The organism is Ruegeria sp. (assembly GCF_965199275.1).
GTDB lineage: Bacteria > Pseudomonadota > Alphaproteobacteria > Rhodobacterales > Rhodobacteraceae > Ruegeria.
The window spans coordinates 1-19321 of record NZ_CBDAQX010000012.1 but is presented as its reverse complement, the minus strand read 5'-3'; the positions used below and the strand labels follow the sequence as shown (position 1 = coordinate 19321).

The window sequence follows — 19321 nt, the reverse complement described above, 5'->3', positions numbered from 1 at the left end:
TCGGCGGATCGGGCGGCGCTGTCGGACGAGCCGGCGGAACAGCAGGCAAAAAACAAAGGCTGGCGGTTTGTGTCATATCTCATAAACGGTCTCCAGTCGGGTCTCGCGGCTGCGCCCGCTTGCGCTGTCGGGCCGGGCCAGGATGGTGGTAAGCTCCGGCGCGCCCGCGCCCCGGCGCAGAAAAACGATCATGTCGGTGGCCTGCATCAGCGCGGGCGTCGGATCGGAGGCCATCACCTCGGTGCCCAGCGTCCAGAGCCGGTCCATCACCTCATGGGCGGAATTGGCATGCAAGGTGACCAGCCCGCCGGGATGGCCGGTATGCCAGGCCTTGAGCAGGGTCATCAGCACATGACCCGCCCGCACCTCGCCCAGCACGATCCGGGTGGGCGCATGGCGCAGGGTCTCGCTCAGCAGCGCATCCATGCCGGTTGTGCCCGAGGCCTGCATCTGCACCCGGTTGATCAGCCGTGTCCTGATCTCGGGGGTGTCTTCTATGCTCACCAGCCGCGTCTCGGGGGCGATATCGGCAATCTCGTCGAGGCAGGCATTCAGAAGCGTGGTCTTGCCCGACCCGGTGGCCCCGGCAATCACGATGTTGCGGCGTGCGCGCAGGGCCTTGCCCAGGATGGCGCGCGGTTCGGGGTCGGGCAGAAACGCCCCCAGCGCAATCACCCGGTCGAGATGGCGGCGGATCGTGAAACTCGGGGCCGCCACCACCGGCGGGATCAGACCCGCGACCCGATGCGCGGTGCCCGGAAGACGCGCCTTGAGACAAGGGCTGTCTTCCGTGATCGAGGTGTGATTGCGGGTGGCGCACCAGCGCAGGAAGCCTTCGGCCTCCGCCGCGGCCAGATCGCCCCAGTTGGACCAGCCCGCCCCAAACCGCTCGACAAAGACAGCCCCGTCGGGATTGACGCAGATCTCGATCACATCCGCGTCATCCAGCAGCGCCGCAAACGGGCCGGGCAGGGGGATACGAGGGCGTGCGCTGTTCATGTCCGCCCCCCAGAGCCGGGGACCGGGTTCGCCGCCTCTGCGATACCGGATGTGTCCCGACACAGCCCGGGGGCTGTGATGGGGAGTGCGGCGGGGCGTGCGGCCGGACCAGGTGGCAGGGCACAGGCCTTGCGCCCGCGCCCTGCCGTCTCCCATAGTGGTTTTGCGAACAACACGGGAGATTCGGTGATGCCACGGAAAATCGGCATCGACAGTGATGGTGTCCGGTCTACCGCTCTGCGCGGGACGGATGCCCCTGACGACGCAACCCGGGCGGATTGCCCGCCAGAGGCGCAGGCCGGCGGGGACATACCGCCCCCCGATATGGAGATCAAGGCCATGGAGCGAGAGGTGTCGCTAACACGCGATATGTCCGGTGTATGTAACATGCGATCTGTCCGGTTCTATTCTGTCTCTGAGAGGAGGCGTTATGAACCGAGCAGAAGTGTTACAGGAAGTTCGACTGATGAAGTTTGAAGATGTGTATTCGCGGCGAAGCGCGAACAAGCTGACGCAAGAACAGGCGGCTGAGATACTGGGTGTATCCGTGCGCACCGTCAGGCGTTGGGAGGATCGATTTGAGGCGGATGGTGCAGAAGGTCTGTACGACCGTCGGCTTGGCAAACTGGCCAACAATCGTGTTGCCACGGATAAGGTCATGGAGATGCTTGAACTGTTTGATACCAAGTACTGGGATTACACGCCGAAGCATTTCCACGAGAAGCTGGTGGCCCACCATGGTTTCACACAGAGCTACAACTGGGTGCGGCTTACACTGCAGCGCCACGGCCGGGTTCAGGCAGCACCCCGACGAGGTGCCCATCGGCGCAAGCGGCCCCGCCGTCCGATGGTTGGCATGATGTTGCATCAGGACGGCTCCAGCCATGAATGGGTTCCGGGTCAGTGGTGGGATCTGATCGTCACCATGGACGATGCCACCAACCGGGTTTATTCGGCATTCTTTGTCGAGGAAGAAGGGACGATGAGCAGTTTTCAGGGGCTGACAGAGGTGATCGAGGCGCAAGGTCTGTTTTGCTCGCTCTATGCCGATCGGGGCTCTCATTACTGGCATACGCCCGAAGCGGGCGGCAAAGTGGACAAGGACAATCTGACCCAGGTCGGGCGCGCCTTGCAGCAACTCGGCATTGAGCTGATCCCGGCCTATTCACCGCAGGCCCGTGGACGGTCTGAACGCATGTTTGGCACGTTCCAGAACCGATTGCCGCAGGAACTGCGGTCCCATGGGATCACAACCATTGAAGAGGCCAATCAGTTCCTGAAAGAGGTCTATCTTCCCGAACACAATGCCCTGTTTGCAAAGGAGCCGGAGGATACGACCTCGGCCTTCGTGCCGTTTACAGGCAATGTGCGCGACACCCTGTGTGTGCAGGAAGACCGCGTCGTCGGCAACGACAATACGGTGCGCTACAAGGGCCTGGTCATGCAGATCGCGGCAGACAGGCACCGTCATCATTTCGTCAAGGCGAAGGTCAGGGTCCACGAATACCCCGATGGTCAACTGGTCATCTTCCACGGCCCGAGATGCATTGGCCGCTACCAGCCTGACGGATCACCCATCACACAGGAGGATAGCAAACACAAAGTCGCGTGACCCGCTTCGACGTGGCGCGAACGCGGTGGCCCAAATCTACGGTCGCCTACGGCTCCCTCCGAATTGGGCCACCGCGCAATCAACTGAAGCGGACAATTGGCATGTTACCTACACCGGACAATTCAGAATGTTCTCGACAGACATCATCCGCTGCCCGGACTGGCAGTCGCTGGTCAGACCGGTCGCGCTGCGCGCCAGCACCGAGCGGGTCGCGCCCGGCGCGTTTGAGGCAAAGCTCACGCGCCCGGGCCGGACTGCCGCCCCGTCGCCAGATCTCGCAGATCAGCGGGACGGGGCAGGCCGCAGGCGGGCGGTCCCATTACCGTCCGCCTGCACCCATACCATCCGCGCCGGCGACACGCTGGGCCGGATCGCGGCGCGCAGCCCGAGATCGCCCGCGCCAATCCCGGGCTCGATCCCAAGCGCCTGCACATCGGGGCCCCCATCCGATTGCCCTGTGGGGCAGGGGCCGGGCAGGGGGCATCAGTGGGACAGGAGAAGTCCAGCACAATACCCGCCAGCAAGCCCGGTGCGCCGCTCAGCGGCACCGGGTTCCTGGCCGCCCTTTTTGGCACCAAAGCGCCCGCGCGCTCTATAGCCCCGGCACAGACTGACCCGGAGACAGGAGCACAGACAGGCGCGGGCAAGGCAGGGCGTTCGGGTTCGGCAGCCACGGCTCCTCTGAGCGGCGCAAAGCCTGCAAAGACGACAGCAAAGACCGCCGGTGCGGGCAAAAGGAACGAGACTGCCAGAAAAGCGACAGGGAAAAAGACAGGGACAGAAACAGCAAAGACCCCCGCGCCCGCGCCGCTGCCGGTCTGGAGCGCGCGGGCTGGCGAGGATTTCGAGGCGGTGCTCAGGCGCTGGGGCAAGGCGGCGGGATACCGGGTGGTTGTCAGCACCAGTGATGCCTGGACGCTGGGCGTCGATATTTCCCTGCGCGGGCCGTTCCGTGCGGTGCTGGGCGAACTGGTCAAGGGTCTGGCCCATGACGGCACCGCACCCCCGGTGCGCCTGTTTCCCAACAAGGTCGTGAGGGTGGGGCTGTGAGCGGTCTCCGTCTTGCATATGCCCTGCCGGCGGCGCTGCTGGTGCTGAGCGCCTGTGACGGGCAGATCCGGAGCGAGGCCCGAGAGGGTCTTGCGGACGGCCAGCGCCTGACCGCCGCGCAGCGCAGCCGGCTCGAGGCAGCGCAGCGCGGCGAGGTGATCGTCGAGACCACGCCATGGTACGGCACAAAGGTTGCGGTCAAACGCGGTAGCCGGCAAGGCAGGCCCCTGCCCAAAGCGGCGGAAGGAGCCAAGGGCCTCACGCTCGCCATCGACGGGCAGGTCGGCATCCGCACCATTGCCGGGGCCATTGAGGCGGCCAGCGATATTCCCGTTTCCATCCGCACCCGCTACATCCTGGATGGCGGCGATGTGATCGAAGTGCCCATCGGCACGAGAATGCGCGCCGCCTATACCGGCCCGCTTTCGGGGTTTCTGGACCGGCTGTCGGCGCGCATGGATGTGGCCTGGTCCTATGACGGCAAGGGGATTGCCATCGACCGCATGATCACCCGCGACTGGCGCGTGCCGTTGCCGCGGGCCAGAACCACGTTCACCGATGAGCAGCGCGCGGGCGGGATCAGCCTCTCCACCGCGCAGGAAACGGACCCCTGGGCCGAGCTCGGGGCGCGGCTTGCACCGCTTGCGCCGGCCCCGGCCCGGGTGGGGCTGTTTCCGGATACCGGGCGCGTCAGCGTCTTCGGGCCCCCTTCGGTGCAGGCCCGTGTCGGCACGGTGATTGAAGATGTCATCGCCACCGCCGCGCAACGGATCGGGCTGGAAGTGGGGATCTATTTCGTGGACAGCGACAAGGCTGATGCATTTGGCATCGCGCTGGACAATCTCGGGGCCACGATCGGACGCGCGGCCGGGCAGGGCGTCAGTCTGACCGCCCGGGCGGCGGCGCAATTGTCGCAAGGCGGCGGCAGCCTGACGCTGCGCCGGGGAGAGCGCAGCCTCAGCTTCGAGGCGCTGGCGCGCTCCGCCGCCGTGGTGGATTACCGGCGCGGCTCGACCACCACCCAGTCCGGCGTGGTGGCTCCGATTTCGCTGACCCGTACCGAAAGCTACAACCGGCAGGCGCGCACCGTCACCGCCGAGAACGGCACCTCCACGGGCGGGCAGGAAACCGTCGAGTTCGAAACCGGCATTCTCATTGCCAGCCTGCCGCGCCTGATCGATCACGACCAGTTGCAGCTTGGCCTCAGCATCACCCAGCGCGATCTGGTGCGCCGCGACGGCAACGGGTTTCCGGTCATCGACGCCCGCGCCATCCGCACCGATACCGTGCTGGCACCGGGCGAGACACTGGTGGTCACCGGCTATGAACAGACCCGCGCAGGCCAGAGCGCAGAGGGCGTTGGGCTATTGCGGGCGATCGGGCTGGGCGGACGCAATCGGGCCGAGCGCCGCCGCGTGCGCATGTATGTGCTGATCCGGCCCACGGTTCTGCCCGGCCGCACAGGCGGGAGGTCGGGCTCATGAACAACCAGGGCCTTCATATCCTCGCCCCTCCCGGAACCGGGGCTCCGGACACGCACGTGCTGGCCGGGCTGGAATGGCGGGGTGATCATGAGGCGCCCGATAAAGCGGGCGCGCCGGTCAGCGCGCATCTGCGCTGGCGCGGTTGCCGCTGCGACCTGCGCCCTCGCGATATCACGGGGCTGGCGGGGCACGGGGCAGCGCTGGCCCAGTTCTGCCTCGGTCTGGAAGCGGCCGGGCAGACGACAGACGGGCTCTGGATCTTTGTCGCACAGGTTACCGCCCCCACACACAGCCCCCATAACGTAGAGGGCAATGCAGACATGCAGGCCCCCCTTTGGTGGCTGGGCGCGACAGACCATGGCGCCCCCTCGCCGATCTTTGCCGAAGAGATCCATGACACTGCGGCTGACCTGGTGGCCGCGCTGGCCGCCATTGCCGTGCTGACCGATCTCGGCGGGATTGCCATGCGCCCGGAGGCCCGCGCGATGCTGCAGGAGGCGTTGGACAGGCACGGCCCCGACCTGCCCGAACCGGTCACACTTGTGCCTGCACCGCTTGCGGAACGCGGCCCGCGCGTGGCGGTCCGCAAGGTCCCCCGCCTGTTGCCGCGCCTGCTGGCCACCGGGATGGTGCTGGGTCTTGCCGCCACGGTCTGGCTGGGCCTGGACCCCGGGCGCGTGACCCCGCCGGAGCCGCTGCGCGTCACATGGCAGGCCCCTCTGCCGGGAGCACTGGCGGCCTCCTGCGGAAAGGGGCTGCAGACGATCTGGCCGCGCAGGGCCGGCTGGCAGTTTGAGGCGATGGGCTGCGCCCGACCCGGCGCTCTGCCGGACGGGCTGGAGGCGGCAGAGACCGCGCCGCGTGATCTGGTGATCTGGCGCCGCTACAGCCGCGAGCGCGCAGCCAATGCCGTATTGGCCGGGGCTGCCGCAGAGGCGCTGCTGGCCGAATGGCAGGGCAAGGGGCTGCAGACGGACCAGGGAGATGTCCTGCTCTGGTACAGCACGGAACTGGCCACGGAAATCATCAACCCCGACGGGGCCGCGCCGCTGGATACCATGGCGCGCCTGCTCGCGGGGGCCTGGGCCAGCACCCCCGACGCGGTGACACGGGAGACGCGCGACAGGCTGCGCGTGGATGTCGGTGATCTGCCCGCTGAGGTCTTCACCCGCCTCGAGGCGCTCAGGGGCCGGATGGCACATGGCCCGGAAATCCTCTCACTCACATGGTCGCAGGGCCGCACTACGGTGCTGCTGCGCCCCAGAACCGGGGAGATTATCTGATGCGCGAACCCTCTTGCAGATTGGCGCATTTCCTGGCCCGCCTGCATCTGAGCGGATGCTCGGCGCTGGCACTGTGTCTGGCAACACCCGTGCAGGCAGGCCCGGCGGACTGGTGGGATATCTTTGGCGGCGCGCGCGCGGCGGAAACCGCACGCCTCGAACGCCAGTCCGACACGGTGATCGCATGGGCTCATGCCAATCGGCTCGGGGTGGTGCGCGACGGGCTGCAAGCGGCCTTCCGCACCCTGGGCCAGAAGGACGCAGAGGCTCTGCGGGCGCATCTCGACAGCCCCGGCAAAGCCGACTTGTGCGCGGTCTACAAAAAGATACGACCCGCGCCGCGGACGAGCTGTGCCGCAGACTGGGAGGCCGGGCTGCGCGTGGCCCGGTGCGGCAGGCAGATTCTGGTCTGGCTCGCAGACCTGCGTTTCGGGCCTAATGACGGGCGCGATGCCGAGGCCCTGCGGCAGGTGCTGCAGGGCGATATCACCCGCAACCCGAAACTTGCTCCCTACACGATATCAGTGCCCGATCAGATCCGGGACACAGTGCCGGCCCTGATCCGCAAGAGCGGCGCGCGGATCACCCGCACGCAATATCATGACGGCACCCGGGACCTGCCCGCCTGTTTTGCAGACAGGCTCGGTGCCTTGCCCGCAGGCGGGGTGATCGGGGTTTTGGGATGGGATGCCTCACGCACAGGGCCAAACAGTGCGGGGCCGGATGGTGAGGGGCCAGACATTAAGAGGCCGGATGGGGCAGATCCGGTCGGCGCGGTCCGGATCCGGGACAGCCGCAAACAGGAAAGCAGAACACTGTCCTGCGGGCGGGGATATCGCGGATCGGCCAAACAGACCCGCAACAAGGTGACCACAACGGTCACATTCCCCGACTGGATGGTGGATGCGGGCGACGACAATCCCATGGTGCTGGTCACATATGGCAATTGGAGCAAGCCCGATCGCAGCGCCTGCAAACGGCGCCGCCCGCGCTATACGGGCAGCAGGGGCGGCGGCAGCCGGGAGGGCGTGGGCTACCGATCCTATGATGTCGGGGATCGCAGTTTCGAACATCACTCGGACGCCCGGGCCTATGCCGACCGGAGCGGCGGACGCGTACGTGGCACCAGCAATACATGCCAGGGTTGCAACGGGGAGGTTGGCGGCCAGCGCGGAAAGCGGGGCGGGCGAAGCGGTGCCAATGGCGGGGGACGTAGAGGCGGGGGATGCGGCTTTATCTGCTTTGCGACCGGCACGCCCGTGGAGATGGCCGACGGCACAACGCGCCCCGTCGAGACCCTGCGCCCCGGCGATGCGCTGCGCACCGGTGGCCGGGTGTTGCTGATCCTGCGGAGCCGGAGCGCGCAGCTCTGCGAGCTCGGGGGCACCCATGTCACGCGCGGTCACTGGGTGCGTCACAAAGGGCGCTGGATCGCCGCGACAGATCATCCCGACGCCCGCCCGGTCAGGACAGGCCCGGTGCCGGTCTGGTCGCTTCTGAGCGAACACGGCGTGATCCGCAGCGGCGGGTATCTCTATGCCGATCTTCTGACCATGCGCGACGTGATCGGAGCCGACCTGCGGCAGGGCGCCCTGGATATGACACTTACCAGCCCCCATGCTCGCCTTGAACCGCACCCCATGACAGCAGCCAGAAAGGATGTGGAGATATGCTGACAGAAAGATGTACACACCCGGGACTGCACCGTTTGGGCATCAGCCTTGCTCTTCTTCTGGGCCTTGCCACAAGTGCGACGCCGGCCCTGGCCGATGCGCCTATCCCGACACATAGCTTCCCGATTTACGAGCCCCCCGGCAATGTGAAAGCGGTCGATTACATGCCGCTCTTTGGCGGGACGGTGCAGGTGTTTTATGCCGCCGGACAACGTGCTCCGGACGACCCCCTGTCAGATGATGCGATCGAAATTGCCTATCATGGCGCGGATGGGCGCTACGAGGTCTGTCTGGGGGCCACACCTGATCTGGGCGGGTATTTTTCCGACGTTGACTGGGAATGGAAGGTCCGGCGCTACCGGGTGAAGGATGTCATCATGCCCTTCCAAGCCGCCGGGGCGGACCTGACCCCGACCACGGGCTATATCAGCAGCCCTGTCTATGACGGCGGCACCGGCGCGATCAGCTGGTATTACGAATATAAAAAACGCTGGTGGGACGAGGGCCACGGCCATCTCCAGGAGCGGCTGCCGCGTGCGGTCTGGAGCGTATGTCCGGACTTTCCCTCGGCGCGGGAACTGGGGCTTGAGGTCAACGAGGCGCAGACCGCGGTGACCTATTTCGATCTGATCAGGCAGGATCCCGGTCGCCGCATCCTGCGCCCCGATCTGGTGACCCCTGATCCCAATGAATATTGCGTGAAGGGCACCGATCAATGCGGTGTGCGCATCGATCAGGGCGTGGCGCAGGGGGGTGGGCAGTGAGACGCCCCGGTGATCTCCCCCGTGATCCCTTCTGCGATCCCTCAGGTGACCCTCTTGCGGCGGCGCGGGGGCCGCACCCCTCAGCCTGCAGGCGGCATATAGCGCAGGGCTGCGAACAGCGCCCCGTTGAGAAGGGCAACCCCGCCCAGCAGGCGCCAGCTCAGGTCGAACCTGGCCCGCTCGATCTTGGCCTCAAGCCTCTGCTCCGCGGCTTCGATCTTCTGCTCCGTGGTTTCCATCTTCGCTTCCAGCGTTTGCCGGACCGCGTCGATCTTCCTGTCCACCTGCTGCAGACCGGCCTTGAGGTCCTTTTCAACGGCCGTCAAATCCGCCCGTGTCGCCACCCCGCCGGTCACGCCGGCATGAATGGAAAGCGTGATCGCCTCGGCCTGGGCCTGCTCAAAGCCCGCATCGCGCAGACGCTGCACCTCGGCGATTGTGTTGAATGCGGCATCCGCCATGGCTGGTCCCTTTGGTCTCTCGCCGCCAAAATAGGCCAGATCCAGACCATTTACCAGAGGCGGTTCTGCTCTGTTGCCGCACCCCTGACGCTCCTGGTCGCCGCCCTGTCGAGCCCGGCGCCGGCGCAGGACATCGCGGCGATGCCGACAGAAGGTCCCATCGCCCGGTTCGAGGCCTGTCCGATCGATCTTCTGAAGGCCAGCTATGCGGCGATGCTGGCCGAAACCGTTCAGGATGTCTTTGCGGTGGAAGCCGAAGTGCTGCGGCTCTGCCGGGAGCGGCAGGAGCTTATCAACGCCTATCTGCGCGCCGATCTCGAAGCCGCCGCCCTGCTCGCCCTGCCGGTTCCGGCCCCCGGGCCGGTCTCGGAATCGGTCCCGGAACAGGCCGGAGAACAGGACGGCGATCCGATCCCGCCCGCCGCGCAGCCCAGCCCCCGGAAGACGCTGCAAAACCCGGATCAGGCCCCGGATCAGGCCCTGTCGGCCACCACACACGAGACATCCGCACACGGGGCTTTCACGCCCCCGGAAGCCGCGCCCGCCGCCGGATCGGACCCCGGCGGGGCGCCTGTCATATCGCGCGAGGCCCCGCCGGGTGCGGCGCTGCCCGCGTCTTCACCTGACGGCAACTGGACCCATCTCGTGCGCTACCGGGTGCGCCATCGCCAGGGGCCGTGGCGTGCGGAGATCGCCTCGATCCATACGCCACCACCCCCGCCGCCTGTCGAAACCCTGATCGAGGGTGGCCGGACGGTCCTGACCACCCCACCCGCACCGCCCCCGGATCCTGCGCTTTACGGGCTGTTTGTCGCGGGCGATGCCCTGCCGGATGGGCAGATCATCACCGCCATTACCGAAGCGGGCGTGTTCATCCTGCCTCAAGGCGCGCAGGGCCGCCACGCCCGCAGGCTGCGCCCCGATCCCGGCGCTCAAGGGGAAGACGGACAGGACGGGTCTGCCGGCTCTGACTGCCCGATGCAGGGCTATACGGCGCGGGATTTCCGCTATTGCCGGGTGACGGGTCAGTGAGGACGGGTCTTTATTTCCATATCCGGGCGCTCCGCCTGCGCTGGCGCCCGGACAGGACCGACCCCGGGCCTGCGTCTTTCGCGCAGCTTGCGGACCATGCCGCCCGCCTCTGCGCCCGCCTGCGCCGCCGGGCCCATCCTGCGGTCAATGTCAACGGCATCCTGGAGATCGGCGGGGAGCGCTTTCGCCGCGCGGCGGCGCTGCAGGAGGACGGCACGCTGCACATGATCCGCGAGATGAGCGCATCGGTCTCGGGTGAGTTGCGCGCCCTGAACCGCCGCTGGCACCTGCCGCGCATCACCGACCGGGTGGCGGCCACCCCGGTCAGCCTTGAGCGGCTCTATGACCGGCGCGGCGTGTCTGCCCGCGCCGAGCCCCGGGACACGATGGAACCCGGCGCGCGCCGCCTTGTCGATGTGCTGGGCGAGGCGGCCGCACTCGGGGCCAGCGATCTCAAGCTGTTCGTGCGCCGAACCCATGCGGATTTGCGCCTCAAGCTCGGTGCCGAGGAAATCACCCATGGCGCGCCCTGGTCCGTGGGCGATGCCATGGAAGCGATCGGCTATCTCTACAACAATCGCGCGCGCGGCGACGGGGCGGCGGCACAGCTTGACGCAACCGCACAGGCCTTTGCCGTCACCGAAGACAGCCCCGTGCCGCTGCCTGCGGGCGTGGCGGCCCTGCGCGGCCAGAAAAACGCCCATGGCGAGGGCCGCGACTGCATCATCATGCGCCTGCTTTATACCCGCAGTGACCATGAGGCGGGAAAGCTGGAGGATCTGGGGCTCGACGCGGATGTACTGGAGGAACTGGCCCGGGAGCGGTGCTCCGACAGCGGGCTGGTCATCATCGGCGGCTCCACGGGGGATGGCAAATCCACCACGCTGGTGCGCCAGCTTGAACGGCTCTACCGCGAGCGCGACGGCAAGGTGTCGATCTACACGATCGAGGACCCGATCGAATATCCCATCCACGGGGCGGGCATCGCGCAGTTTTCCGTCAGCCCCGCAGCGGAAGGCGCGGACCGGGACGCGGCCTGGACCGCGGCGCTGCTGCCGTTTCTGCGCTCCAACCCCGATGTGGGCATGATCTCGGAAATCCGCTCGGTCAACGACGCCCGCGCCATCCTGCAATTCGTGATCTCGGGCCACAAGATCTTCACCACCATCCATTCCTCTTCCGCCTCTTCGGTCCTGTTCCGGCTGATCTCGCTCGGCGTCGATCCCAACGAACTGGCCGAGCCGGGCGTGGTCAGCCTGGTGATGCGCCAGACGCTGGTGCCGGTGCTCTGCCCGGATTGCGCCCGCCCCGCAAGCCCGCCCGAGAGCACCTATATTGCCGGCGCACTGGGACTGGAGGGCAAAGCCGCGCGCGCCTGCACTCCGATGATGCGCAACCGGCAGGGATGTGCAACCTGCCTGGCGGGCCGGCTTGAGGGAAGCGCGGACACGGTGGCCACGGCCCGCGATGCCCTGGGCGGGATCCGCCGCAAACGCGCGGTGGCCGAATATATCCAGGTTGATGACACCTATCGCAGATATGTGGCCGCCAATGACCGGATCGGGGCCATGAGCTACTGGCTCGCCCCCAAATCCGACGGCGGTCTGGGCGGACGCAGGGTCCAGGACCGGGTCGCGGATCTCGTGGCCGCAGGACAGGTCGATTATATGGATGCCACCAACGACAAGGGGGTTCTGGGCCGCGCCCCCCTGTTGCTGCCCGGGCAGGATGTGGCATGAGCGCGCCGCGCCCCTCCACGCCCCGCATTCGGCGGACCCCCATCACACGGGGTCTCATGCCGGGCCGGCGGGCCCCGACCCATCTGCGCCTCATGCGGCGGCTGGCCTTCACCAGATCCGTGCGCGCGGAAACCTGGCAATTGCTGGCGGATGTGCTGGCAGAGGGCGGCACCGATCTGGTGGAGGCACTGGAGGCGCTGGCGGGGGCCTACAGGGCCCGGGGCAGGCCCACCATTGCCGCCGTCCTTGAGGATCTGCGCGCCAGCATTGCCCGCAACCGGTTCGAGGAGCGGCTGGCCGATTATACCGGCGCAGACGAGCAGATCGTGTTCCAGGGCTACAGGCAGGTGGAGATCGCACGGGTCATGCGCGGGGCGGCCCGCATCCTGCAGATGCAGATCGCGATCCGAACCGCGATCGTGAATGCGGTTGCGCTGCCCATCCTGCTGCTGACCGGCCTCATCGGCCTCCTGTTTCTCTTCGGCCTGCAGCTTTATCCCGCGCTCACCGGGATTGTCGATCTCGACACGCTGCCGCGTTTTCATCAACATGTCATTGCCCTTGTCAGCGGCTTTACCGCCCGACCCTGGATCCCGGTCGTGGCCCTCGCGGCAATGGCAGGCGGTCTCGCCTGGGCCCTGCCCAACTGGGCCGGGCGCGGGCGGGTTCTGGCCGACCGGATGCCCCCCTTTGCCCTGGCGCGGCTGATGGCGGGCGCGGGGTTTCTGTTTGCCACTGTCGAGGCAGGTCGGGCGGGGCAGGGCATCACCACGCGGTTCTTTCGCGATATGGCGGCGCGCTCCCGGCCCTATGCGCGCTCCCGGATCGGACGCATTGCCGATATGTTTGAACGCGGCGGGCTCAACCTGGGAACCGCCTGCCGTCTCGCGGAACAGGGCTTTCCCGCCCCCGAGCTCGGACCCATCCTGGAAATGCTGTGGAACAGGCAGGGCGGCATCGAAAAGACCGCAGGCTTTCTCGACCGCTGGCTGGCCCGCATCGAAACCACCATCAAGGTGCGCATGGTGCTCCTCAACGCCGTGCTGCTCGCGTTCATTGCCACTGCCATGCTCGTGCTGATGAGCGTGGCCCTTCCCATCGTCGATCAGATCACAAGGACACTCTACATATGAGCACGACACCCCCGGTTTCTGCCCACCCCACATCCAGGCCAGACCCACGCGGACCCGCACCCCGAAGACCCTGGCCGCACCGCGCCCGGCGCGGGCTGATTGGCGTTCTGATGTCCTTTGTGGTGGTCGTGGTGATCATCATCGGCATTTTTGCGCTCTACGCCCAATTGCAAGGCACCTCCAACGCCACCCAGACGGCACTCTTTACGCGCCAGCTCGCCCCGCAGGCCGCGCAGTTCTACCGGGGTGATTATACCGGCTTTGATGCACAAAAAGCCATCAGCCTCGGCTTTGTCCCCACCAACTGGCAAAAGAGTAACGCCAAGATCGAAGACCCGTCCGGCAATACGGTGGAAATTGCCGGGACCGGGGACGCCTTCACAATCACCTTCAACGATGTCACCGATGACACCTGCCAGGCGGTTCTCAGCACCCTGCGCGGGGACCGGCTGTTTCGAACCGCCCGAAAGAACCGCACAGAAAGGCTCACTCTGGGCGGCAATAACCCCGGCAAGGCCTATAATGCGAATCCCGCAGAAATCGCCGAGGCCTGCGCCGAGGACCTCGACTCGCTTGTGCTGACCTTCGACGGCAGCTGATGCGGCAGGTCTGTCATATCCGGTGCGCGTGGCCTGGGCGTCGCACCACACGAGGGCGCACAAAGCACCGCGCCAGGCGCGGTGCGGCAGGGCTCGCGGCGGCGCTGGGGCTGTCGATGATCCTGGCCGCAGGCTTTGCCGCCTGGGCCGGGCTTGAGGCGCGGCGGGTGCGCGATGCGCAGGTGAGCGCGCTTGAGGGGCTGATCCGGGCCGAGGCGCAGGCGCTGCATTTCTGGCTGCATGCGGCGCAGAAGGCCCCCGGTTTCACCCGCCCCGACCCCGGAACCGCGCGCGCCCTGAGCCGCTCCGAAACCACCAAGCTCAAGCAAATCTGGCGCGCGCCCTAGTGGAGCCCGGACAACCTCGGCTGGCGCATCCGCCCTCTCGTGGCCACTCCGCGCGCGCAGAACACCCCGGAAGACCGCGCCCATGGCATCGTGGTGCTGGAGCCGGAGGGCTCTGCGGGACCCGTGCGCCACGCGCAGCTTGACGCGCTTTGTGTGGCGCTCTCGGGGGCCGCAAACGCGCAGGCGGAACGTCTGGCCGGGCGTGCGGACATAACGCTCGACTTTGGCGGCGAAGGCTGTGACAGGGCGGCACCCGGGGCGGCCCTGGCCCTGTTTGCAGCCCCGCTTGCGGGCGTGGATGACCGATTTGTGCTGCGCGAGATCCGCTCCGGGTTTGCAACACCTGCACTGGAAACGGATCTGGACATGGGTGGGGGCGCAATCACCTTTGCCGCCCCGGCGCAAGGACAGGCAGGCAGGCCGCCCCGCGGGCGGATCGACCTGCCTGCCCTGACCCTGACCGCAGGGCTCGATGTGAGCGGTCAGGTGAGCGTGCGCCGCGCAGAAATATCGGGGGGTTTCGTGGCGCATGGGCCAGCGAGGACAGGCGGCAACCTGGTGATTGACGGCCCTGCCACAGTGGGCGGCTGCCTGCGGATAGAAGGCCCTCTGCGCCTCGGCAGGCTGATTGCGACCAAAGGCGCGGGGTGCAGACCATGACAGGGCACAGCAGGACAGCGCGCAGGAGGACAGGGTGCAGGGCCGTGCGCGGGCTTGGCCTGCTCGACATCATGATGGCCGTCGCGCTGCTGGTGGTTCTGGGCACAAGTGCCGGCACTCTGGCCACAGCCCTGATCGACCGGCAGGTCAGCCAGGCCGAAGCGCGTGCGCTCAGCGCATGGGCCGATGCCGGGGCGGCAAAGCTGCTGGAAGAGCCGGGGCGGATCGAGAGGGCCCGCGCGAGCCTGCAGGGGTTGAGCGGGGTTCAGCCGCCCGTCATCGGTGCAAAGCTGCAAACACCCTATCGGGGGCGCACCATCACCATGGGCTACTACCGGCCACCCGGCAGTCCGGACAAAACGGTCGTGCTGATCGCGCGCGCCGCAGGCCCCGTGGGCCCGGTCCCGGCCCCCGGAGCCGGGGACGCAATTGCAGGCGTCGGGATCGTGCGCGCCACCGGGACAGGGCGCAAGGTGACCGGGCCCGGACTGGACTACACCCTGCCGCCCGGACTTTCGGCACGCCCGGGCGATTTTGTGGCGCTGCGGCAGGTCTCGCTTGCAACGGGGCGTGATCTTTATCTGCACCGCCGCCCGGCAGGCGAACTCAACCGGATGGAAACGGACCTGCATATGGGCGGGCATGACATCACGGGGGTTGCCCGTCTCAGAGCCCCGGATACGACGGGTGCGGGCGCGCGAGCGGTTTTGAATGTAGAGGGCCCCTTTGTGGTGGAGGGCAATCTGAAGGTGGATGGCGCGCTGAGGGCAGGCAGCGCCAAAATCGGCGGTGACCTTGTTTCAAAACGCGCAACGGTCCAGACCCTGATCGTCACGAAGGGATGTTCGGGATGTTGAGGGCAGAGCAAAAGGCGGTCCCCTCGCGGCCAGGGCGGCCAACGCGGCCCAAACGGGCGGGCACAGGCCGGTCTCCCTGCTTGCGCTGCTCGCCCGGCCTTCTTGCCGCCGTCCTGCTCATCGGCACGGCCCTCCAGGACGGGGCGTCCGCCTGTGCGCAAACCCCGACCTCGTCTCCGGCGGGCGTTTCCCCGCAGCAATCGGGCCGGGCTGCCGGGCAGTTTTCCGGCCCCTCACACCTCGATGACAAAGACGTAGCTGCGCTCCGTCAGGCGCTTGAACGGGCGCTCATCCGGCTGGAGGCCGACATCGCCGAATTGCGGCACCTGCGCGACTGGCAGCGCAGGTTGATTGACGCCGCGCGCAGCGACCCCGAAGGCGCCCGCAAACAACGCCGGGAGCACGCCAGTTGCGCAAACACGGCCCTCGCCCCCTATTGCGCACGGCTCACAGGAACCTACCGGCAGGAGGCAGAAAAATGAGCCGCGCGATCCTTCAGACCCGTATGCGCCAGATCCCGCATGGCCTGCGGGACGACCGCCTTCAGGGCACCCTTCACGACACGCGCACCTGCGCAGCCGAGATCGCGCACATCGCGCAGAGTTTCAAAAACAGGAGTGCCGCCGAAAACCCCCTTGATCCGTCAAGGCCAGCCGTCCCGGCAGTCATTCTCCGCCTGACCAGATATGCTGAAGATCGGCACAACCGGTTCCTCCTGTGTTGTTTTTGTCAACTTCAGTGTGGAGGACGGCCAGGCCACGACGGTGGTTTGGCCGCGCCACAATTCGATGCGGGAGGCAGCCATGCCTGAGCACGCGCCCCGCAAACACAGCCCCGGCCGCACACCCCTGCCAGACCGCCGCCCCGGCGAGACCCGCAAGCTGACATGGGCCGGCCAGAGCGTCTTTGTCACCATCGGTTATGGGGCCGATCACATGACGCCACTCGAGATCTTTTACGACAGTGGCTACCGCTCCGGCTCGGACATGGAGGCGCTGGTCTCGGATCTGTGTATCGCGCTTTCGGTCATGCTGCAGCATGAGGGCGTGACGGCTGCAAGCCTCGCCCGCTCGATGAGCCGCGCGTTCGATCTGCGCACCGGCGCAGAGAAACCGGCCTCCATCCTGGGCCTGCTGCTGGAAGAAATCGAACGGCCCCCGGCCTGGTCGGCGGACCTGGCCAACCGGATGCGGGAGGAAAAAGCGCAGGTTTCGGACCCCGATCCGGACCACCAGGACGGGGAGGCCCCTCGCGATGTTTGACAGCGTGTCACTGGCTGGCCCGATTGAACAGGTCGTTATACTGTCTCGTCCCTGCCCCGGCAGGTTCGCACGCATGTGTCCGGACGAAACATATCCCGCCCATCCTGACGGTACCCGCGAAGGGCGGCACGGGATGTACCCACGCAACCCGGAAAGGGGCCATACACCCGTCATTCCGGGACGCAGAATGCCAACGATCAATCCGTTGCACAGCTATGACGCGCAAGCGTGCCGGGCACTCTGGCAGGCGGTGCTGGTACGCATGCTTCGTGATCTTGCCTCCGACAGCTACAGCACAGCGCGGGAACGCGGGGAGGCGGAACGCTGGGTGGGCGACTACCCCTCACGAGCGTTTCGCGATACGTGCGAACTGGCCGGTTTTGATCCGGGCCATATCCACCGGAATCTGCGCCGGTGGCTTGACGACGGAACGATCACCACACTTGATCTGACGATCAAGGGGGCGGACACATGCCCGAAATAATCCCCCTCATCTCCCCCCGGCTGGCTCTTGGCACCTGCCTGACCCTCGCTCTGCTCGCCTCGGCACGGATTTTGCTTGTGGACGTGAGGCGCTTCGAGATCGATCTCGCGGCCAGCGCCATACTGGCGCTGGCGGGCCTGACAGCGGCGGGAGTGACCGCAGGTGTGGCGGGCGTCACTGACGGTCTGAATGTCGCGCTGAGCGTCGGGGGCGTGACGGCGGGGTTTGTGTGGCTGCGGCCGGGACGGATCGGCCAGGGCGATGTGGCACTGCTTGCGACCATGGGCGCAGTCGCCGGTTCCGGGCACATGGTGCTGATGATGGCCCTGTTTCTCGCCGGATGCGTGATCACGTCTGCCCTCTACAGCATCCGGCGCGGCAAACGGCTGTTCGGCTCGGCTTTTCCTGCCGCCCTTCCAGGCATGGTGGCCGGTACGGGAACGCTCATCTGGCGCTATGGCCCGGCATTCACTTCATCGCCCGACCCCCTGCCGGTTCCCGCCGGACAGGTGCTGGTGCTGTTCAGCCTGACACTTATGTTCGCCATTGCCGCCCTTCTTGCAAGGGGGTCTGCCGCATCATGAAGAAATCGCCTTGCAGCACTGCAGATATGGTCCTATCGCTTATCCTGTTCAATCTCGCTCTGGTGATCCCGATCAGCATCGTCGAGGCGGACCACAGGCGGCTTCAGACGGGCGGTGCGCCCGTCAGTGACGATGCCCTGCAAGGGGGTAAAACACCATGACCCTTGTACTGTTCTCTTCCATGCCACATTGGGGCCTCGTGTCAGCGCCGCACGCGCCCCGGCTCGGTCGCACCTGGCCTTTACCCGCCCATGATCCCGACGAACCAGCTGAAATTCTGGGCAAGCGTGATCATGCCGAGAAAAATTGCCATTATGACAGCAAGATATCCCGCGACCCTGTATTCAATACGCACGACATATGCTTCGTGTTTGGCAACTGCGGCTTTGACCTCCGCAAGCTCTGCCGCGCTGGCCGCGCCGCCCCCGATCCCCGCATCAATGAGCCGGACAAGTTCTTCGGCAACCCCGGGATCAAGCCCCGCCTCCTCAAGCGCACGGCATGCCTGAAGTGTGTCTATGGCGGGTGGCTGTCTCATGAATATGTCCCCGTCACTACAAGGCGTATGGCTGCGGCTTTATCACACGGCCGACCCGCCCGGCCATACAAAGCCCCCGAACCCCGACAGGAGGATAAATCTCATGGACCTTACGGACAAAACATTCTGGCAACGAAACAGGCGGCATTTCTGGACCACTTTTTTCATCACATTCATCGCATTCACCGTGATCTACAGCGCGGCGCGGTTTTATTACAATTACCGGGTTTGCGGATCGCATCTGGTCTTTCCCGACGACCCGGCCTGCGCCCGCAACCCGTCGGAGACGGACGCCGCGAACTGATCCGGCAGACAGCACCACAAGCCCAGGAGGGGACGCGTAATGGGGCAGATCAACCAGGCCATGGTCCAGCACCGATTGTTTCTCAAATGCGAGCGGGTTCCGGTGATCTGCCTCATCATGCTTTGCGCACTTGGCATCGTGGTGGATTTCGACCTTGGCGTCGAAGATGTGCTGGCCGCGGTCCTTGTTTTTGCCTGGGGCTACTGGGGGTTGCGGGTTTGCGCGCATTACGACCCGCGCCTGTTTCACAATCTTGCCCGCAAGCTGCCGGAAACGTTCCGCTTCTGGCTGGGTCACCCCGGCCAGAGCGCCGGGCTCTGGACCCGGCCGGCCACGCCCCGGCTGATGTGGCGCATTCCCGGAGAAGCCCGGGCGTCCAAATGGAAATTCTGGACCTGAACGGAGGCAGGGCGCAATGAGCATGCACACAGACACGGTTCTGGCCGATATGCTGCC

General features: G+C 66.4%; 24 protein-coding genes. 21 read left to right on the top strand and 3 right to left on the bottom strand.

What is annotated here, in order from left to right; all coding sequences use genetic code 11:
• Positions 1-72: 72 nt before the first annotated feature.
• Positions 73-999: an ATPase, T2SS/T4P/T4SS family gene (locus ACOERD_RS07715; protein ID WP_419738616.1), complete on the bottom strand. Its 927-nt coding sequence runs from the start codon at positions 997-999 to the stop codon at positions 73-75.
• Between the two features lie 189 nt (positions 1000-1188).
• Between ACOERD_RS07715 and ACOERD_RS07710 the strand changes: the two genes are divergently transcribed.
• The 7 genes from ACOERD_RS07710 to ACOERD_RS07680 all read left to right on the top strand — a co-directional run bounded on the left by ACOERD_RS07710 (position 1189) and on the right by ACOERD_RS07680 (position 8865).
• A complete protein-coding gene (locus ACOERD_RS07710; protein ID WP_419738615.1) occupies positions 1189-1476 on the top strand; it encodes a hypothetical protein in 288 nt (95 codons plus the stop codon).
• The gene (locus ACOERD_RS07705; RefSeq protein ID WP_419737631.1) at positions 1430-2611 is read left to right on the top strand and encodes an ISNCY family transposase; all 1182 of its coding nucleotides are present in this window, start codon (positions 1430-1432) and stop codon (positions 2609-2611) included. The genes ACOERD_RS07710 and ACOERD_RS07705 overlap by 47 nt, the downstream gene beginning before the upstream one ends.
• Positions 2612-3097: 486 nt before the next feature.
• Positions 3098-3661: a TcpQ domain-containing protein gene (locus ACOERD_RS07700; protein ID WP_419738614.1), complete on the top strand. Its 564-nt coding sequence runs from the start codon at positions 3098-3100 to the stop codon at positions 3659-3661.
• Positions 3658-5145, top strand: a complete 1488-nt coding sequence (locus tag ACOERD_RS07695) for a secretion protein (RefSeq protein ID WP_419738613.1) — start codon at positions 3658-3660, stop codon at positions 5143-5145. The genes ACOERD_RS07700 and ACOERD_RS07695 overlap by 4 nt, the downstream gene beginning before the upstream one ends.
• 320 nt (positions 5146-5465) lie before the next feature.
• A complete protein-coding gene (locus ACOERD_RS07690) occupies positions 5466-6428 on the top strand; it encodes a hypothetical protein (RefSeq protein WP_419738612.1) in 963 nt (320 codons plus the stop codon).
• Entirely contained in the window at positions 6428-8104 is a 1677-nt protein-coding gene (locus tag ACOERD_RS07685) for a hypothetical protein (RefSeq protein WP_419738611.1), read from the top strand. The genes ACOERD_RS07690 and ACOERD_RS07685 overlap by 1 nt, the downstream gene beginning before the upstream one ends.
• Positions 8098-8865, top strand: coding sequence for a hypothetical protein (locus ACOERD_RS07680; RefSeq protein WP_419738610.1), 768 nt, complete (start codon positions 8098-8100; stop codon positions 8863-8865). Before ACOERD_RS07685 ends, ACOERD_RS07680 begins: the two co-directional genes overlap by 7 nt.
• 80 nt (positions 8866-8945) lie before the next feature.
• Here ACOERD_RS07680 and ACOERD_RS07675 read toward each other — a convergent pair whose 3' ends face one another.
• Positions 8946-9326: a hypothetical protein gene (locus tag ACOERD_RS07675; protein ID WP_419738609.1), complete on the bottom strand. Its 381-nt coding sequence runs from the start codon at positions 9324-9326 to the stop codon at positions 8946-8948.
• A 141-nt stretch (positions 9327-9467) separates the two neighbouring features.
• On the opposite strand from ACOERD_RS07675, the gene ACOERD_RS07670 reads away from it, so the two are divergent.
• The 12 genes from ACOERD_RS07670 (at position 9468) to ACOERD_RS07615 (ending at position 18023) form a co-directional block, all read left to right on the top strand.
• The gene (locus ACOERD_RS07670; protein WP_419738608.1) at positions 9468-10358 is read left to right on the top strand and encodes a hypothetical protein; all 891 of its coding nucleotides are present in this window, start codon (positions 9468-9470) and stop codon (positions 10356-10358) included.
• Positions 10355-12097: an ATPase, T2SS/T4P/T4SS family gene (locus ACOERD_RS07665; protein ID WP_419738607.1), complete on the top strand. Its 1743-nt coding sequence runs from the start codon at positions 10355-10357 to the stop codon at positions 12095-12097. Before ACOERD_RS07670 ends, ACOERD_RS07665 begins: the two co-directional genes overlap by 4 nt.
• Entirely contained in the window at positions 12094-13230 is a 1137-nt protein-coding gene (locus ACOERD_RS07660; protein ID WP_419738606.1) for a hypothetical protein, read from the top strand. Before ACOERD_RS07665 ends, ACOERD_RS07660 begins: the two co-directional genes overlap by 4 nt.
• A gap of 110 nt (positions 13231-13340) precedes the next feature.
• Positions 13341-13829 carry a type 4 pilus major pilin gene (locus ACOERD_RS07655; RefSeq protein WP_419738605.1) on the top strand — a complete coding sequence of 163 codons (489 nt, stop codon included), beginning with the start codon at positions 13341-13343 and terminating at the stop codon, positions 13827-13829.
• A gap of 116 nt (positions 13830-13945) precedes the next feature.
• Entirely contained in the window at positions 13946-14176 is a 231-nt protein-coding gene (locus tag ACOERD_RS07650; RefSeq protein ID WP_419738604.1) for a hypothetical protein, read from the top strand.
• A gap of 39 nt (positions 14177-14215) precedes the next feature.
• On the top strand, positions 14216-14836 hold the full coding sequence (locus ACOERD_RS07645) for a hypothetical protein (protein WP_419738603.1): 621 nt from the start codon (positions 14216-14218) through the stop codon (positions 14834-14836).
• A gap of 44 nt (positions 14837-14880) precedes the next feature.
• Positions 14881-15693 (top strand): hypothetical protein, encoded by an 813-nt coding sequence (locus ACOERD_RS07640; RefSeq protein WP_419738602.1) that lies wholly within the window; start codon positions 14881-14883, stop codon positions 15691-15693.
• Between the two features lie 80 nt (positions 15694-15773).
• Complete coding sequence (locus ACOERD_RS07635) at positions 15774-16175, top strand: hypothetical protein (protein ID WP_419738601.1); 402 nt, start codon at positions 15774-15776, stop codon at positions 16173-16175.
• Entirely contained in the window at positions 16172-16504 is a 333-nt protein-coding gene (locus ACOERD_RS07630; protein WP_419738600.1) for a hypothetical protein, read from the top strand. The genes ACOERD_RS07635 and ACOERD_RS07630 overlap by 4 nt, the downstream gene beginning before the upstream one ends.
• A complete protein-coding gene (locus ACOERD_RS07625) occupies positions 16497-16955 on the top strand; it encodes a hypothetical protein (protein ID WP_419738599.1) in 459 nt (152 codons plus the stop codon). Before ACOERD_RS07630 ends, ACOERD_RS07625 begins: the two co-directional genes overlap by 8 nt.
• Before the next feature lie 187 nt (positions 16956-17142).
• On the top strand, positions 17143-17439 hold the full coding sequence (locus ACOERD_RS07620) for a hypothetical protein (protein ID WP_419738598.1): 297 nt from the start codon (positions 17143-17145) through the stop codon (positions 17437-17439).
• The gene (locus ACOERD_RS07615; protein ID WP_419738597.1) at positions 17427-18023 is read left to right on the top strand and encodes a hypothetical protein; all 597 of its coding nucleotides are present in this window, start codon (positions 17427-17429) and stop codon (positions 18021-18023) included. The genes ACOERD_RS07620 and ACOERD_RS07615 overlap by 13 nt, the downstream gene beginning before the upstream one ends.
• 241 nt (positions 18024-18264) lie before the next feature.
• Here the strand turns inward: ACOERD_RS07615 and ACOERD_RS07610 are convergent, their stop codons facing one another.
• Positions 18265-18561, bottom strand: coding sequence for a hypothetical protein (locus tag ACOERD_RS07610; RefSeq protein WP_419738596.1), 297 nt, complete (start codon positions 18559-18561; stop codon positions 18265-18267).
• 103 nt (positions 18562-18664) lie between these two features.
• Here ACOERD_RS07610 and ACOERD_RS07605 point away from each other — a divergent pair, with 103 nt between their 5' ends.
• Complete coding sequence (locus ACOERD_RS07605; protein ID WP_419738595.1) at positions 18665-18865, top strand: hypothetical protein; 201 nt, start codon at positions 18665-18667, stop codon at positions 18863-18865.
• Between the two features lie 39 nt (positions 18866-18904).
• Complete coding sequence (locus tag ACOERD_RS07600) at positions 18905-19264, top strand: hypothetical protein (protein WP_419738594.1); 360 nt, start codon at positions 18905-18907, stop codon at positions 19262-19264.
• The last annotated feature ends 57 nt before the right edge of the window (positions 19265-19321 follow it).